The sequence below is a fragment of the Mycobacterium sp. Aquia_213 genome (assembly GCF_026625985.1).
Classification (GTDB): domain Bacteria; phylum Actinomycetota; class Actinomycetes; order Mycobacteriales; family Mycobacteriaceae; genus Mycobacterium.
This window is the reverse complement of the sequence record NZ_CP113116.1, coordinates 2947879-2962167: the sequence shown is the minus strand read 5'-3', so window position 1 is coordinate 2962167 and position 14289 is coordinate 2947879. Positions and strand designations below refer to the sequence as shown.

Genomic DNA, 14289 nt, shown 5'->3' with positions numbered 1-14289 from the left:
CTACGTCGCTGCGGCGCCGTCGGTCTGGGCGGCGGCCGCGGCCTGGCGCCGGGCGTGCTCGGACGGCAACACCTTGTCCTTGAACACGGTCTGAATCAACTGCTGCACGTCCTTGCTGATCGAGGCGAGCGCGACGAGGTCGTTGGAGCTCTGCCAGTGCACCCGCATTCCCATCAGTTCCCACGCCCGCTTGAGATTTGCCTTGGTGAGCATCAGCGTCGTCAACGGCGCCTGGGCGATGTGGCGGGCGATCGCGTCCACGCGGGCGTCCAGGTCCTCCCGCTTGACCACCTCGTTGACTAGGCCAACCTCGAGCGCCTTCTTGGCGTCGATCACCTCGGCGGTGAACAGATAGTAGGCGGCGCGGCGCCAGTTCATGAACACCCAAGGCTCGATGGAACATTCACCGGATGGCATGCCGAATCCCTGCAGGGGCGGATAGGAGAAGTAGGCATCTTCCGAGGCGATGACGATGTCGGTGGTCAGGCCCATGTGGGTACCGCCGCCCACGCAGTAGCCGTGCACCTGGGCGATGGTGGGCTTGGAGAACTCCCACAGATTCAGGGTCGGCTTGACGAACAGATCCGACTGCGCCTTCCACGGATGGCCTGTCACCATGGCGTTCTCTACGAAGGCCGGGTAGTCCACGGCGTTGTTGCCGATCGCGTGGCCCGAGCAGAACCCCTTGCCGTTGGCCTTCAGCACCAGCACCTTGATGTCGTAGTCGCGGTCGGCATCCAACAGGGCGGCGTCGACCTCCTCGGCCAGCTTCTGGTCCTGAGCGTTGGCTTTCTCCGGCCAGTTCAGGGTGATCTTCGCGATCGGACCATCTTTCTGGTAGATGATGCGCTCGCGCGTCTCGTTGAGGTCCATTTTTACCCTTTCGCCAGTTACGAAGTGATGACGCCGATTTCGGCGCCGATGTCGTAGGTGGTCCCGATCTGTCCCGTCCACTGGACGGTGCCGGATGCTCCGGCTTCGATTTCCTGTTCCACTTTTTCGGTGGCGATCACGTAGATCGGCGTGCCGGCCTCGACGTGTTCGCCGGCGTCGACGAGCAGCCCGGTGAGTTCGGCTTCGGACACCGCGACCGAGACCCGTGGAATGCGAATAACGAAGTTAGCCATGCGCATTCGCCCTCTTGCAGGTGCGCTGGGCCGCTTCGACGATGCGGGCCGGTGACGGATAGACCTGCGCCTCGAGCGCCGCCGCGGCCGGGTTGGGCACGAACCGGGCGGCTACCCGCTCGACGGGTGCGGCGAGTTCGCCGAACAATTCAGATCCCAGGATCGCGGCGATCTCCGCGCCGGGGCCGGCGAATTGGACTGCGTCATGGACGATTACGGCCCTGCGAGTGCGCCGCACGGATGCGACGAGGGTCTCGATGTCCAGCGGCACCAGGGTGCGCAGATCGACGACTTCGGCGCTGACACCCTGCTCGGCCAAAGTCGCCGCCGCCGCCAGCGCATCGTGCACGCTGCGTCCGTAGCTGATCAGGCTCACGTCGGTGCCCGGCCGCTTGATATCGGCCTGGCCGAGGGGAATTGAAAATCCGGGGTCGACGGGCACCGGGCCCTTCTTGCTTTGCAGCCGGATGGTTTCGACGAACAGGCAAGGGTCTTCGTCGAAGATCGCCGCCGTGAGCAGGCCTTTGCCGTCGCGCGGGGTGGACGGCACGATCACCTTCATCCCCGGGATATGCATGAACCACGCCTCCAGGCTCTGCGAATGCGTGGCGCCGGTGGCCAGCCCGGCGTACACCTGGGTACGAATGGTGATCGGCGCCGTCGTCCGGCCGGCGGTCATGAATCGCAGCTTGGCGGCGTTGTTGATCAGCTGGTCGGCGGCGATGCCGATGAAGTCCATAATCATGATCTCGGCCACCGGGAGCAGTCCGTCGATCGCGGCGCCGATCGCCGCACCGACGATCGCGGCTTCCGAGATCGGCGTGTCCAGCACCCGGTCGTGGCCGTACTTTGTCGACAATCCCGCTGTCGGTCCCGACGCACCCGGATCGGCGATGTCCTCGCCGAGCAAGAACACTCGGTCATCGGCCTGCAGCGCCTGATCCAGCGCGAGGTTCAGCGCCTCGCGCATCGTCATCTCTTTTTCGTCCATACCTACACCGGGAATTTGATCGGGGTTGCGTACACGTCTTGGTCGAGTTCGTCGATCGTCGGGGCGTCGGCGCTGATCACCGTCTGCAGCGCGGATTCCACGGTGGACCGCGCCTCGTCGTCAATGCGCGCGAGTTCCCGCTCGTCGCAGACGCCCGAGTCGACAAGATGGCGGCCGAAGCGCGGTACCGGGTCGGCGGCCAGCGCCGCTTCGAGTTGTTCCTTGGGGATGTAGGACATCCGGTCGCCGAAATAGTGCCCCCGGAAACGGAATGTCACGCACTCGATGAAGGTGGGCCCTGCGCCGTCGCGCGCCCGCCGCAGTGCCTCGTCGAGCGCGGCTTTCACCGCAAGCGGGTCGTTGCCGTCGACCCGAACGCCCGGCATCCCGTATCCGGCGGCCCGGTCGGCGACCTGCTCGAGCTTCATCGTGTCGCGGGTCGGCGTCATTTCGGCGTACAGGTTGTTCTGGCAGACGAGCACGATGGGCAGATCCCAGAGCGCGGCCATGTTGGCTGCCTCGTGGAAAGAACCGGTGTTGGTGGCGCCGTCGCCGAAGCTGACCACGGTGACACGGTCGAGGCCCTTGCGTTTGGCGGCCATCGCCAGCCCGACGGCAACCGGCGGTCCGGCACCGACGATTCCGGTTGAAAGCATCACGCCCACCTCGGGTTTGGCGATGTGCATGGTGCCGCCTTTGCCGCGGCTGGCGCCGACGGTGCGTCCCATCATCTCGCCGTAGATTTCCTCGAGCGGGACGCCCTTGCCGATCAGATCGTGCAGCCCTCGGTAAGTCGTCACCAGCTGGTCGTCGGGTCGCAGCGCGACACCCATCGCGGCGGCGATCGCCTCCTGACCACGCGACGGCCAGTACACACACATGAACTCGCCGGTGCCGATCCCTTTGGACAGCCGGTCGTCGGCCGCCTTCATCAGCACCATCAGCTCGTAGAGGCGCTTTTGCACTTCGGGGGATTCAGTGTCGGTCATCGCGCAGTTCCATTGTGGTGCAGTGTGAATGGTGCCACCGCCGTCATGCGCCCGACCATGGCTTGACCTTGAGGAAGCCGCCGCCGTCGACGCGCAACTGCTGTCCGGTGATATAGCGGGCGGCGTCGGAGGCGAGGAATAGCACCGCCTCGCTGATGTCTTCGGGTTCGACGTAGGGGATGGGCATCGCCTGGACGAATGGGAAAATGGGTTCGGCGTCCTCGCGCGTCGGTTCCTTCAGATCAGGCCGGAAGGCCCGATACATCGGCGGGCTGTGCAACATATCGGTGTTGACGTTGGTCGGATGTACCGCGTTCATCCGAATGGAAAACGGCGCCAGTGCTCGGGCGAAATCGTTAACATAATGAGCCGCAGCGAGTTTCGCGAAGGCGTAGCCGGCCCCGCCGGGACCGCCGTCGATGCCGGTGGTGTTCATCGACGACATGAATGCCGCGTTGGAACCGATCACGATGATCGACGCGCCGGCCTGCAAGTGTTTGAGGCTCGCGTGGACCAGGTTGAGCACGCCGACCAGGTCCACGTCGACGGCGTCGGCGAACGCCTTCGGCGGCAGACCCGCGGTGAGCGGGCAGATGCCCGCGTTGGCGATCACGATGTCGAGGTGCCCGAGTTCGGCGACGCCTTCGTCGATCGCGGCGGACAGGGCCACCCGGTCGCGAACGTCGGTTATAGCGGTGAAGGCGCGCTGCCCCTCCTTTTCGACCAGCCGCGCCGTCTCGTCCAGATCCTCCGGCCGGGCCAGCGGATACTCATTGGTGTCGATATCCGCGCATAGATCCACCGCAATGATGTCTGCACCTTCGGCGGCCAGCATCCGCGCGTGCGACCGTCCCTGACCCCGCGCGGCGCCGCTGATCACGGCTACCTTGCCCGTTACCCTGCCCATCGCTGATCCTTCGTCCCGGTGCCTATTGCCGTGCCCGTTTGAGTGCCGGCAAAAGTGCTGTGTTGCGGGGCTGAATCGTCCGGCTGTCGCAAGTTCCAGTGCCGCACAGGATTACCGCATCGGGGATCGGGATCTGACCAATGATCGGCTCCATCGCATCTCTTCACGTAAACCTGCGCGTGGCCTGTAGCCGGGCTATCAATGTCCTTTACAGTAACTAGAATATCTAAAATAGCAAGGACAGGTGCGGACCTAGGGGGTTGGCGATGTCAGGCGTACACGGTGGCGTCCTGCAAGGGGTGCGAGTGGTCGAATTGGCCTCATGGACCTACGTCCCGTCGGCCGGCGCGGCCTTGGCGGACTGGGGCGCCGACGTCATCAAGGTGGAGGGCGTCGCGTTCGGTGACCCGGGCCGCGCCCTGGTTGTCGGCGGCTTCACCCGCGAAGCGGCCCGCCCGGATGCCGACTTCATCCTCGAGTTGGGCAACCGCGGTAAGCGCAGCATCGCGATCGACATCAAATCCGAAACGGGTCGCGAGTTGTTCGGCCGCCTGTTGGCCACCGCGGACGTGTTCCTGACCAACTGGCTGCCCGGCGCACTGGAGCGAGCCCGACTGACCGTCGATGACATTCGTGCGTTCAACCCGAAGATCATCATTGCCCGCGGCACCGGCTTGGGGGTCCGCGGCCCGGACCGCGATCGCGGCGGCTTCGATGCGGCCACCTACCTGGCCCGCGGCGGGGTTGCCTACACGCTCACGCCGTTCGGGACCGATACGCCCGCAGTCCAGGGACCCGGTTTCGGTGACCTGCAGGGCGGGGCCACGCTCGCCGGTGGTGTGTGCGCGGCGCTGTTCCACCGGGAACGTACCGGCAACCCGACGATCGTCGACTCCTCCCTGCTGGCACAGGCGATGTGGTCCATCGCGCCGTCGATCTGCGCCGCCGATTTCTTTGATATCGACGGCATTCCGGGGGCACCGCCCGGATTGGCCATCAATCCGCTGGTGAATCGCTACAAAACCAAGGACGGCAGGTGGATCCAGTTGGTCTTCCTGCAACCCGACAAATTCTGGGCCGGCTTCTGCGAGCGCATCGGCCTTTCCGAGTTAGCCACCGACGAGCGCTTCGTACCGTCGAGCAATCTGATCGCGAACGCGGCCGCGGCGACCGAGATCGTCGCGAATGCGTTTGCCAGTCATGACCTCGCACACTGGCAGCAGGTGCTCGAAAGCGAACCAGGAGTGTGGGGTGCACTAGCCACGCCGCGTGAGACCCTCAACGACCCGCAAGTAGAGCCCAACGGCTACGTCGTGACAAATGTTGACGATTATGGCGAGAAATACCGAATCGTTTCTGCGCCGGTCCAATTCAACGAAACTCCGCCACTTCCCGCGCGTGCTCCAGAACATGGGCAGCACACCGAGGAGATTTTGCTCGAGCTCGGCGTCGAATGGGACGACATCGCCAAGGCGAAGGACCTCAACTCGATCCTGTAGGCTAGCGTCGCCGCCAAAATGCGAGCTGCGTTACACCCCAGCCTGATTGGCGCCGAATCCGGTATCGACACGGTCACAAGCTCGTATCGATGTATACGCCGCTATGGCGTAACGACGCCGTTCCACAAATCATGGCACAGTGCGCCTTTGAGAATCACGATGGCGAGTCATGCCCTCTCGCACGGATTCTTGTTCGCTATGCCGAGTAGCGGATTTTCGTTGGGGCGCAACAGGAGGTATGCACAGCATGGCGAACTGGGTTCCCGCACAGACTTCGTGTGGCCCGAACTCCAGCCGCATTCTCGATACTGCGCGGGGGATCATCATCGGACTTCGCCGGTGCCGTTCGGAGACAGCCTTCGACGAACTGCACACGGCGGCTTTGCGTCACAAGGTTCCGGTATTCGCGATGGCGTGGGCGCTGGTGCACCTCGCGGGCGGCGGCGAAAAGACATCCAGCTTCACCGAGGCGCAGTCGGCTGCGCGCCACGAGTGGGGTCAACTGTTCAGCGGAGCGGCAGCACTGAGCTGCTGAGGCGTGATCACGAACTTGGCGCGGCCGGGGTCCCTGGGGGGTACCACGGCCGTGCCAACCCACGCCAAGAACCCACCGAACCAAAGCCGTTGGAGCACGACTCTTTCGCGCTCGAGCTGCAGTGGCCGGCGCGGTCACGGGGCTTGCGGCGCCGCCGGAAGAGGATCGCGCGGGCGATAAACCCGGTCCACTGACTCGATACCGAGTCTTCGCAGTTGGCGGCCAAAGTCGGGCCCAGCGTCAATGACTTGGTGCGGCGACGTGGTCGACGCAGTCGACTCGCAGTTCGTCCACCGGCAGGGGAGTGTCATAGAACCTGCACCAATATTTGCGCTGTTGCGCGTCCAGTGTTTCCAGCTGGACGCAGGTGCTGCACGCCCGACTAACCGGAACGAGATCAGCGTCGTGCAATTCCCCTAGCAGCCTGACCAGAGAGTCGAGGAGCACCTCTGCGTCGGCGCGACGAAGCCGTGAGGCGGCAACCTCTGCCGGGGCCGTCCACCGAGAGACCATCGCGGCGGTGCGGCGTCCCGATGGCGTGAGCACCAGTTGCTGGCTGCGACCGTCAAGGGGGTCGCGGCGTCGCGCCACCAGTTGCTTGCGTGTCAGAGCGGCGACCGCGTCACTCACGGTGGGGTCCGACACGTTCAGTTCGCGGGCCAGGGCGGTGCTGCGCGCGGTTGGCGGAGGCCCGACGTACAGCCATACGAGTACGCGCATCTGCGTGCTGGACAGGTCTTGCCGCTCCGCCGCCCGTCTCGCCAGCACGTGCAGCGAATCGCCGATCCGGTCGAGTGCGGCGACAATCTTCGAATCGAGGCTGGGGTGGCGTTCCCCGTCGTGCTTCAGGAGTCGGCTCCGGCTAGGTAGCCAGGCTGCACCGCCCGGACGGGCGGGTCGATGTGGTGCATGCGGCACGCTCCTCAGTGAGTTCGTTCTTCACGGCACATCGTTGCTGACTGGGCTATCGGCGATGACCGTACAAATCAGCGTGATCGAATATGTAGGACTCCTTTCTATCTTAGCTAGGATCTAGCAGGTATCGACAGCCCGATGCACTGGCGCACGGTCCAACACCGACACAAGGACTCAGCTCATGCCGAAGCTACTGCGCAGTGACTGGTATGACCTCTCGCGCGACACCAACTGGACCTTCCGGTACGTGACCGAAGAGGAGGTGTTCCCCGAAGGCCTATCGGGAACCCACCGCGTCCCCACCGAGGGCTGGCTCAAATGGGATGAGCCCTACAAGGTCAGCTACCGCGAATACGTGCACAACCAGGTCACCAAGGACACCACGACGTATTCGCTGAAGAACACCGTCCGGCGGTCAAAGTTGTTCGATCAACTTGATCCGGGCTGGAAATCGGTGATCGTGGCCCATTACGGCGCAATCACCATGCCCGAATATCTGGCATCGATCGCCGAAGCCAGGATGGGACGTTTCGGACGTGCTGCGGCCTGGCGCAATACCGCCACGTTCGGCACCCTCGACGAGGTCCGGCACGGCCAGATTCAAGGGTTCTTCGCCCACGGATTACTCGACAGGGAGCCACGCGCCGACTGGGCATTAAAGGCCTATCACACCAACGACTGGATTGTGCTGGCGGTGCGTTATCTGTTCGACGACATGTTCGTCGCCAACGACGCCGCGTCCATCGCGCTACAGCTGACCTTCACGCTGGAAACCGGGTTCACCAATCTGCAATTCCTCGGCATGGCCGCCGATGCGATCGACGTCGGCGACCTGGAATTCGGCGCCCTGATCTCATCGATCCAAACCGACGAAGCACGCCACGCCCAGCAGGGCGAACCGACGATCAAGGTCTTCATCGACAACGGTGAAAAAGAGTGGGGCCAATTTCTGATCGACCATATGTTTTGGCGGTCATGGCGCATCTTCGCGTTGCTTACCGGACTGTCCATGGACTACTACACACCGCTCGAAAGCCGCCGGATGTCGTTCAAGGAGTTCATCGAGGACTGGGTGGTCAAGCAATTCGCCGACCAGTTTCGGGATTACGGCCTCGAATATCCTTGGTATTGGGATGAATTCATCAACGAGCTGACCTGGTATCACCACGCGATTCATCTGGGGGTGTGGTATTACCGCCCCACCGTGTGGTGGAACCCCGACGCCGGTGCCTCAGCGGCGGAGCGGCTTTGGCTGGAGGAGAAATATCCGGGCTGGAACCGAAACTTCGGCCGCCAGTGGGACGTCATCACCGAGAACGTGCGCAATGGCGACATCGCCGCGACGCTGCCCGAAACCCTGCCCATCACCTGCAACCTGTGCCAGCTGCCGATCGTGCGGGCGGCCGGGGTTATCGCCGGCGCGCACACCGACGCGACACCACCGGTCTATGTCCATAACGGACGCAAATATCTCTTCTGCTCCGAACCATGCCGCTGGATTTTCGCCCAACGGCCCGACCGGTTTGCCGGGCACCAGTCGCTAATCGACCGGGTGCTTTCCGGGGAGATCAGCCCACCCGACTTGGGCACGGTGTTGCGGTATTTCAGCCTCTCGCCCGATGAACAGGGCAAAGATGCCGACGACTATGCCTGGGCCGCGCACCACTGAGGAGTCCTGAGATGGCGCTACTTCCACTCACCGCGAACTTCGAGGGCGATGTCCTCGAGCTGCTCATCCCCGTCGACGACGCCGACACCGTCGAGCAGGTGGGCCAACAGGTGGCCCACCACGTGGTTGGCCACCGGGTCCCACGTCAAGACGCACCGCTTCGCGTCCGCCATGACGGTCGGATCCTGGCCTCGGACAACATCATTGGCGCCTCGGGTGTAGAACCCATGGACCATCTCGAGGTGTTCTATGGCGAGTGACGAGGAGCTGGGCTGGACTCGCGAGTGGAAGATCGTAGCCGCTATCGACGACCTCTGGGCGGGTGATGTCGGTGAGTTTTATGTTGATGACTTGCCGATCCTGCTGGTGCACTTGCGAAACGGTGAACTTCGCGCGTTTGCCGGAAACTGCCCGCACGCAGGTTTTCCGCTGGCCGATGGGGATATCGACGGCAATGTGTTGACCTGCTCAGCCCACAGTTGGGAATTCGACCTCAGCACGGGCTCCGGGCTCAATCCCGATAACTGCCGACTGGAGTGTTATCAAGTACGCCGCGACGGCGATCGCATCGCGGTCGCAGTACCGCAGAGGGGAGCAAGCCATGACGTCGTCGACCGATGAACACAAACTCGTCGGGCCGATCGTTCGGGGCTTCGACCCCGACATCGTCGCCGCCCTGACCGAGGCGATTCAGCTCGACAACCCGGACGCCGACATCGTTGTCGAGGATCATTCCGGTTATGTCCGAATCCACGCGCCATGGTTCCTCAAAGTAACCAGCGACAGCCTGGAGTACGTTGCAGGCGAATCGATCCCGCTGGCTTCGCTGGAGCCCGCAATCGCCGGATTCGCCGGCCGGATGCGCTATGTGGGCGACCACGAATTGCACTGGTACCTGGAACGGGAGGACTGAGGCGATGACTACCACCGCACCGCGTCGACTGAAGACCTGGAGCATCGCCGGTAACACCCGGCGCAAGCCCACCGAATACGAGATCGCAACCGGCAACTTCCACTATCACTTCAACCGCAAACCCGCGCCCTTCGACCTGGATCCCGAGACCGCGATCAATCGCTGGTACATCAAACACCGTGAAGGATCTCCGCTGCGCGCCGACGACTGGGAAGGGTTTCGTGACCCGGCGGCGCTCAGTTACCGGCGCTACATCGCGCTACAGCACGACCGAGAGATCTACGCCGAGGGAGTGGTCGACCACTACGAAACCCTCAACCACGACGAGCAACTCGACCCGGCGTGGGTGGCGATCCTCGAACGTGGGTATGTGCCAGCCCGCTTCGTCTACCACGTCCTGCAGATCACCGGTCTGTACCTCGGCCAGCTTGCGCCCAGCGCCTACATCACCAACGCTTCGTTCTTCCAGGCCGCCGACGAGTTGAGAGCATTGCAGTGGATCGCCTATCGGGCTAAGTCGTTGTCGCTGGCCCACGGCCCGCACCTGGCCAACTCTGAGGCAACACGCCGGATTTGGGAGCTGGACGAAGCCTGGCAGCCAGCACGGGAAACTCTCGAACGGTTGCTGCTCGCCTACGACTGGGGTGAGGCCTTCGTCGCGCTGAACTTGGTTGTCAAGCCAACCCTGGACGCACTTTTCAAGGAGTCCTTCGCCGAGTTGGCCGCATCACATGGCGACGGGTTGACGGCTGCACTGCTGCAAGAGTCACGGGTGGACACCATCCGCAGCCAGGCATGGTCGACCGAGTTGGCCCGCTACAGCGTCGCCGCTAATCCGGCTAACCGCGACGTCCTTGCACGCTGGCAGGCCGAATGGCAACCGTTAGCCGATCGTGCGGTCGATGGACTCGCCACAATATTCGCGGACGCGCCGCGTCCGAATGACCCTGTGGCCGTTAGCCGGCGGGTCGCAGCGTCGGTCTCTGAATTCCAGTCATCCTGGCAGTAATAGCGGCAGTACGTAGCGGAGCTTCACCGCGTATTCACGCCTCGTCAACGAGTCCAGGCCGGTGAGTCGGTTGCCGTGCGCAATGCTGCGACGATGCGCTGCTCCTTTTCCAGGAAGCGCTCGGTGGGTGCCGGCACCGAGATGGCGACGACGTTGTCGCCCAAGGTCCGTCGCGCGATAGCGGCCGCCGAAATTCCGGGGGTATGTTCTCCCCGGTCGAAGGCGATGCCGGTCCGCCGGATCTCGGCGGTCTCGCGACGCAACCGATCGGCCACCGGCGAACTGAACCGGGAGATCATCGCTTCGGCCTCGCCGTCGTCCAGCGCCGCCAGCGCCGCCTTGCCGTTAGCGGTCACTTCTAGCGGGAATCGGACGCCGACGGCAGAGACCGCGCGCAGCCGGTGCGACGACTCGATCTGGTCAACGAACCACATCCGCTGGCCACGCAGCACGGAGAGGTCGACCGTTTCACCGTCGGTTGCGCGCGCTACCCGTTCGATGGTCGGCCGGAAGATTGCCGAGACGTGCGCTCCCGCGGCGCTGCCAAAACCCAGCAAGCGCTCGCCCAGCGAGAAATGGCCTTGTGCATCGACGCTGGCCAACCCGACTTCCACCAGGCCGACCAGAAGCCGGCGCGCCGTCGATTTGGCCAGCCCCAGGCGGTCACCGAGGTCAACGAGCCGGAGTCGTCCGGGCTCGCCGGCGATCTCGTCCAAAGCGGCGGCGGCACGACGCAGCACCTGGATGCCTTCATCGCGATTTGTTGGTGAAGCGGGTTCCATGGGCGGCACACTTCCACTATAGTGTTCCGCATTCCGAACTACAAAGAACCGGACTATGGATCAGAGGAGTCCAGATGAGTGCGCTACCTGCAGGGCGGCACTACTTTCGCAGCGACGACGGGTACGAAGCCGCCCGGCGCGGCACAGTTTGGAACCAGCGGGTGCCGGACCGCTATCCGGAGCTGATCGTTCAGGCCGTCGATACCGACGACATCGTCAGCGCGCTGCGCTACGCCAAGGCCAACGGCCTCAAGGTCAACATCCGTTCCGGCGGTCATAGCTGGGCGGCCAACCACCTCCGCGATGGAGCCGTGCTGCTCGACGTCAACCGGATCAACCACGCGACCATCGATGCCGCCAAGGGCGTCGCCGTGGTCGGTCCGGGCAAGGGCGGCAGCATCCTGATGGCTGAACTGGAAGCGCAAAATCTCTTCTTTCCCGCCGGGCACTGTAAGGGCGTTTGCGTCGGCGGCTACCTGCTGCAGGGCGGGTACGGCTGGAACAGCCGCGTCTGGGGCCTGGCGTGTGAGAACGTCATCGGCCTGGACGTGATCACCGCCGAGGGCGAGCAGATCCACTGTGACGCAGACAATCACGCCGACCTGTACTGGGCCGCACGCGGTGCCGGTCCGGGCTTCTTCGGCGTGGTCACCTCGTTCTATCTCAAGCTGTACCCCCGCCCCGGCGCCTGCGGCACCAGCGTCTACGTCTATCCGATCGAGCTCGCCGACGAGATCTACACGTGGGCCCGCAATGTCAGCGCCGAGGTGGACCGTCGCGTCGAAATGCAGATCGTGGCAAGCCGAAGCGTCCCGAGCATGAACCTCGAGACCCCGGCCATCACCTTCGCGTCGCCGGCCTTCGCCGATAACGAGAAAGAAGCCGAGCAGGCCCTGGCCATCTTCGGAACGGTGCCGGTCGTCGACAAGGCACTGGTCAAAATTCCTTACATGCCAACGGATATGCCCACCTGGTACACCGCGGTGATGAGCAATTACCTGTCCGACCACCGCTACGCCGCCGACAACATGTGGACGTCGGCGACGGCCGAAGACCTGCTGCCGGGCATTCACAACATCATCGACACGATTCCCGACCACCCGTCGCACTTCCTGTGGCTGAACTGGGGGCCGTCGCCGGCGAGACCGGACATGGCCTACAGCATCGAAGACGAGGTCTACCTGGCGCTCTACGGCGCCTGGCAGAACGAATCCGACGACGCGAAGTACGGGGACTGGGCACGGTCCAACATGGCCGCGATGTCGCACCTGGCCACCGGCATTCAGCTGGCCGACGAAAACCTCGGCCAGCGTCCGGCCCGATTCGCCAGTGACGAAGCCATGGTTCGCCTGGACAAGATACGGGCGGCCTACGACCCGGATGGTCTGTTCAACGCGTGGATGGGACGACTCTGATGGCCGGCGATCTGTACCTTGGTTATCGCAACGACGACGTGAACACGCCGTTCGGCAAATTCTTCAATCCCGAAATGGCTGCGCTGCCAACACATGTCGTCGAGGCGCTCCAGCATGGTCCGCAGGGTGGGATGGCATTGGTGGCGTTCGACGAAGCCGCAACCGTTGCCGAGGCGGGCTACCAGCAGACCGAGAACGGCTACGGCGTTCTCGACGACGGAAGCTATCAGGTTTCGGTGCGCACCGACATGCCCGGTGTCACGCCGGCGATGTGGTCGTGGTGGTTCGGCTGGCATGGCAGCGATACCCGCCGCTACAAGTTGTGGCACCCGCGGGCGCATCTCTCCGCGGCGTGGAAGGACGGCGACGACGCCGGTCGCCAGGGCGCCCAGCGCTATATCGGCCGTTGGTCGTTGATCAGCGAGTACATCGGCTCGACAATGCTCAATGGCGCAATCCAATTCGTCGACCCGTCGGACATGGACTGCCCACCCGACAGCGCGGATGCGGTCGCGATCTGTGCGCGGCTGGGCGCCAGTGACGCCCCGGTCGATGTCGGCTGGTTCATCCACCACGTCCGGTCGACCCCGAGCGGGTCCGAAATGCGGTCCCGTTTTTGGATGGGCGGGCCGTACATCGCGGTGCGTAATGCTCCCGGTGTCGCCTCAATGGCCCTGCGCCCCATCGCGTCTCGCATTCTTGGTAACCCGGAGGCCAACGCCCGGAATCTGCTCGTGCACTGCGCGCAGGAGATGAACCACCTGGCTGGCTTCTTACCCGAGCTCTACGCCGCTTTCGGCGACGAGTAACGGCGTTGCGCCCAAGCTGGTGAAGGCGGGCGCCACAAAGCGCTGCACCAGCTCGCGCTCGTCCTCGTGGTCGCCGACGGGCCAGTACATCAACGACAGCACGACGCGCACCACCCACTGCGCGCCGTGCGCGTCGCCGTCGGTGAGTCCGGTGAGTTCCTTGGCAAACCCGGCCAACAGCGGTGAACCCGTGAACCAGGCAATGTCGCCGGCCCGGACCGGACGGATCATCAGCTGGTACAGCGGATCGGCCCGGATCAGCCTGAGCGCCACGGTGATGGCGGTGACGGCCCGCTCCGCACCGCTGATGTTCTGGACGGACTGCCGTACCGTCTCGACGATGCGAGACGCTGCGCGGGTGATGACCGCATCGCGGATTTCGGCCTTGCCGCCGACGTAGCGATAGATGGTGGCCCGCGAACAATGAACGCGCTTGGCCAGCGTGTCGATATCGAAGCCATCCGGCCCGTTGCGCGTGATCATTTCGGTGGCTGCCGCATAGATGCGCTCGATGGCGACCTTGCGACGATCGCCCCCGACCAACCAGTCATCACGCGACATCGGTCGCCGCCCTTCCGTGCGAGAAGCGTGCATAACTTTATCTCACGCTGAGACGACAACAGATACCTATCTCAAAATAGCCGCAGGTCCCGGATCCACCCTGAGACAGCCGGCAACGACACCGGCGAGAAGCCATTTTCAATTTGCTGTACCGGCATTGACGTGGGC

The 14289-nt window shown here is 63.9% G+C and carries 17 protein-coding genes; 9 read left to right on the top strand and 8 right to left on the bottom strand.

What is annotated here, in order from left to right:
* From LMQ14_RS13935 to LMQ14_RS13915, 5 genes are read right to left on the bottom strand one after another with little or no spacing between them, the layout of a single operon-like run.
* On the bottom strand, positions 1–873 hold the full coding sequence (locus LMQ14_RS13935; RefSeq protein WP_267735270.1) for an enoyl-CoA hydratase-related protein: 873 nt from the start codon (positions 871–873) through the stop codon (positions 1–3).
* 17 nt (positions 874–890) lie between these two features.
* Entirely contained in the window at positions 891–1127 is a 237-nt protein-coding gene (locus LMQ14_RS13930) for a lipoyl domain-containing protein (protein WP_267735269.1), read from the bottom strand.
* Positions 1120–2118: an alpha-ketoacid dehydrogenase subunit beta gene (locus LMQ14_RS13925; RefSeq protein ID WP_267735268.1), complete on the bottom strand. Its 999-nt coding sequence runs from the start codon at positions 2116–2118 to the stop codon at positions 1120–1122. Before LMQ14_RS13925 ends, LMQ14_RS13930 begins: the two co-directional genes overlap by 8 nt.
* 2 nt (positions 2119–2120) lie before the next feature.
* Complete coding sequence (locus LMQ14_RS13920) at positions 2121–3107, bottom strand: thiamine pyrophosphate-dependent dehydrogenase E1 component subunit alpha (protein ID WP_267735267.1); 987 nt, start codon at positions 3105–3107, stop codon at positions 2121–2123.
* A gap of 43 nt (positions 3108–3150) precedes the next feature.
* Positions 3151–4014, bottom strand: a complete 864-nt coding sequence (locus tag LMQ14_RS13915; protein WP_267735266.1) for a mycofactocin-coupled SDR family oxidoreductase — start codon at positions 4012–4014, stop codon at positions 3151–3153.
* Between the two features lie 266 nt (positions 4015–4280).
* Here LMQ14_RS13915 and LMQ14_RS13910 point away from each other — a divergent pair, with 266 nt between their 5' ends.
* Positions 4281–5513, top strand: coding sequence for a CaiB/BaiF CoA transferase family protein (locus LMQ14_RS13910; RefSeq protein ID WP_267735265.1), 1233 nt, complete (start codon positions 4281–4283; stop codon positions 5511–5513).
* 247 nt (positions 5514–5760) lie between these two features.
* Complete coding sequence (locus tag LMQ14_RS13905; RefSeq protein WP_267735264.1) at positions 5761–6048, top strand: ANTAR domain-containing protein; 288 nt, start codon at positions 5761–5763, stop codon at positions 6046–6048.
* Positions 6049–6288: 240 nt separating this feature from the next.
* Here LMQ14_RS13905 and LMQ14_RS13900 read toward each other — a convergent pair whose 3' ends face one another.
* Positions 6289–6966, bottom strand: a complete 678-nt coding sequence (locus LMQ14_RS13900) for a MarR family winged helix-turn-helix transcriptional regulator (RefSeq protein ID WP_267735263.1) — start codon at positions 6964–6966, stop codon at positions 6289–6291.
* 178 nt (positions 6967–7144) lie between these two features.
* Between LMQ14_RS13900 and LMQ14_RS13895 the strand changes: the two genes are divergently transcribed.
* Genes LMQ14_RS13895 through LMQ14_RS13875 form a run of 5 tightly spaced genes read left to right on the top strand, consistent with a single transcriptional unit; the run spans position 7145 to position 10554 of the window.
* Positions 7145–8632: a YHS domain-containing protein gene (locus tag LMQ14_RS13895; protein WP_267735262.1), complete on the top strand. Its 1488-nt coding sequence runs from the start codon at positions 7145–7147 to the stop codon at positions 8630–8632.
* An 11-nt stretch (positions 8633–8643) separates the two neighbouring features.
* Complete coding sequence (locus LMQ14_RS13890; RefSeq protein WP_267735261.1) at positions 8644–8892, top strand: toluene-4-monooxygenase system B family protein; 249 nt, start codon at positions 8644–8646, stop codon at positions 8890–8892.
* A complete protein-coding gene (locus tag LMQ14_RS13885; RefSeq protein ID WP_267735260.1) occupies positions 8882–9253 on the top strand; it encodes a Rieske 2Fe-2S domain-containing protein in 372 nt (123 codons plus the stop codon). The genes LMQ14_RS13890 and LMQ14_RS13885 overlap by 11 nt, the downstream gene beginning before the upstream one ends.
* On the top strand, positions 9234–9545 hold the full coding sequence (locus LMQ14_RS13880; RefSeq protein WP_090602119.1) for an MmoB/DmpM family protein: 312 nt from the start codon (positions 9234–9236) through the stop codon (positions 9543–9545). The genes LMQ14_RS13885 and LMQ14_RS13880 overlap by 20 nt, the downstream gene beginning before the upstream one ends.
* A 4-nt stretch (positions 9546–9549) precedes the next feature.
* On the top strand, positions 9550–10554 hold the full coding sequence (locus tag LMQ14_RS13875; protein WP_267735259.1) for an aromatic/alkene monooxygenase hydroxylase subunit beta: 1005 nt from the start codon (positions 9550–9552) through the stop codon (positions 10552–10554).
* A 44-nt stretch (positions 10555–10598) separates the two neighbouring features.
* Here LMQ14_RS13875 and LMQ14_RS13870 read toward each other — a convergent pair whose 3' ends face one another.
* A complete protein-coding gene (locus LMQ14_RS13870) occupies positions 10599–11345 on the bottom strand; it encodes an IclR family transcriptional regulator (protein WP_267735258.1) in 747 nt (248 codons plus the stop codon).
* Between the two features lie 65 nt (positions 11346–11410).
* Between LMQ14_RS13870 and LMQ14_RS13865 the strand changes: the two genes are divergently transcribed.
* Positions 11411–12751 (top strand): FAD-binding oxidoreductase, encoded by a 1341-nt coding sequence (locus LMQ14_RS13865; RefSeq protein ID WP_267735257.1) that lies wholly within the window; start codon positions 11411–11413, stop codon positions 12749–12751.
* Positions 12751–13560, top strand: coding sequence for a DAPG hydrolase family protein (locus LMQ14_RS13860; protein ID WP_267735256.1), 810 nt, complete (start codon positions 12751–12753; stop codon positions 13558–13560). Before LMQ14_RS13865 ends, LMQ14_RS13860 begins: the two co-directional genes overlap by 1 nt.
* Here the strand turns inward: LMQ14_RS13860 and LMQ14_RS13855 are convergent.
* Positions 13525–14121, bottom strand: a complete 597-nt coding sequence (locus LMQ14_RS13855; RefSeq protein ID WP_267735255.1) for a TetR/AcrR family transcriptional regulator — start codon at positions 14119–14121, stop codon at positions 13525–13527. The genes LMQ14_RS13860 and LMQ14_RS13855 overlap by 36 nt on opposite strands.
* Positions 14122–14289 lie beyond the last annotated feature (168 nt).

Coding starts and splice junctions, on each gene's coding strand:
- LMQ14_RS13935 (WP_267735270.1), bottom strand. CDS start 873: ATGGACCTCAACGAGACGCGCGAGCGCATCATCTACCAGAAAGATGGT.
- LMQ14_RS13930 (WP_267735269.1), bottom strand. CDS start 1,127: ATGGCTAACTTCGTTATTCGCATTCCACGGGTCTCGGTCGCGGTGTCC.
- LMQ14_RS13925 (WP_267735268.1), bottom strand. CDS start 2,118: ATGGACGAAAAAGAGATGACGATGCGCGAGGCGCTGAACCTCGCGCTG.
- LMQ14_RS13920 (WP_267735267.1), bottom strand. CDS start 3,107: ATGACCGACACTGAATCCCCCGAAGTGCAAAAGCGCCTCTACGAGCTG.
- LMQ14_RS13915 (WP_267735266.1), bottom strand. CDS start 4,014: ATGGGCAGGGTAACGGGCAAGGTAGCCGTGATCAGCGGCGCCGCGCGG.
- LMQ14_RS13910 (WP_267735265.1), top strand. CDS start 4,281: ATGTCAGGCGTACACGGTGGCGTCCTGCAAGGGGTGCGAGTGGTCGAA.
- LMQ14_RS13905 (WP_267735264.1), top strand. CDS start 5,761: ATGGCGAACTGGGTTCCCGCACAGACTTCGTGTGGCCCGAACTCCAGC.
- LMQ14_RS13895 (WP_267735262.1), top strand. CDS start 7,145: ATGCCGAAGCTACTGCGCAGTGACTGGTATGACCTCTCGCGCGACACC.
- LMQ14_RS13890 (WP_267735261.1), top strand. CDS start 8,644: ATGGCGCTACTTCCACTCACCGCGAACTTCGAGGGCGATGTCCTCGAG.
- LMQ14_RS13885 (WP_267735260.1), top strand. CDS start 8,882: ATGGCGAGTGACGAGGAGCTGGGCTGGACTCGCGAGTGGAAGATCGTA.
- LMQ14_RS13880 (WP_090602119.1), top strand. CDS start 9,234: ATGACGTCGTCGACCGATGAACACAAACTCGTCGGGCCGATCGTTCGG.
- LMQ14_RS13875 (WP_267735259.1), top strand. CDS start 9,550: ATGACTACCACCGCACCGCGTCGACTGAAGACCTGGAGCATCGCCGGT.
- LMQ14_RS13865 (WP_267735257.1), top strand. CDS start 11,411: ATGAGTGCGCTACCTGCAGGGCGGCACTACTTTCGCAGCGACGACGGG.
- LMQ14_RS13860 (WP_267735256.1), top strand. CDS start 12,751: ATGGCCGGCGATCTGTACCTTGGTTATCGCAACGACGACGTGAACACG.
- LMQ14_RS13855 (WP_267735255.1), bottom strand. CDS start 14,121: ATGTCGCGTGATGACTGGTTGGTCGGGGGCGATCGTCGCAAGGTCGCC.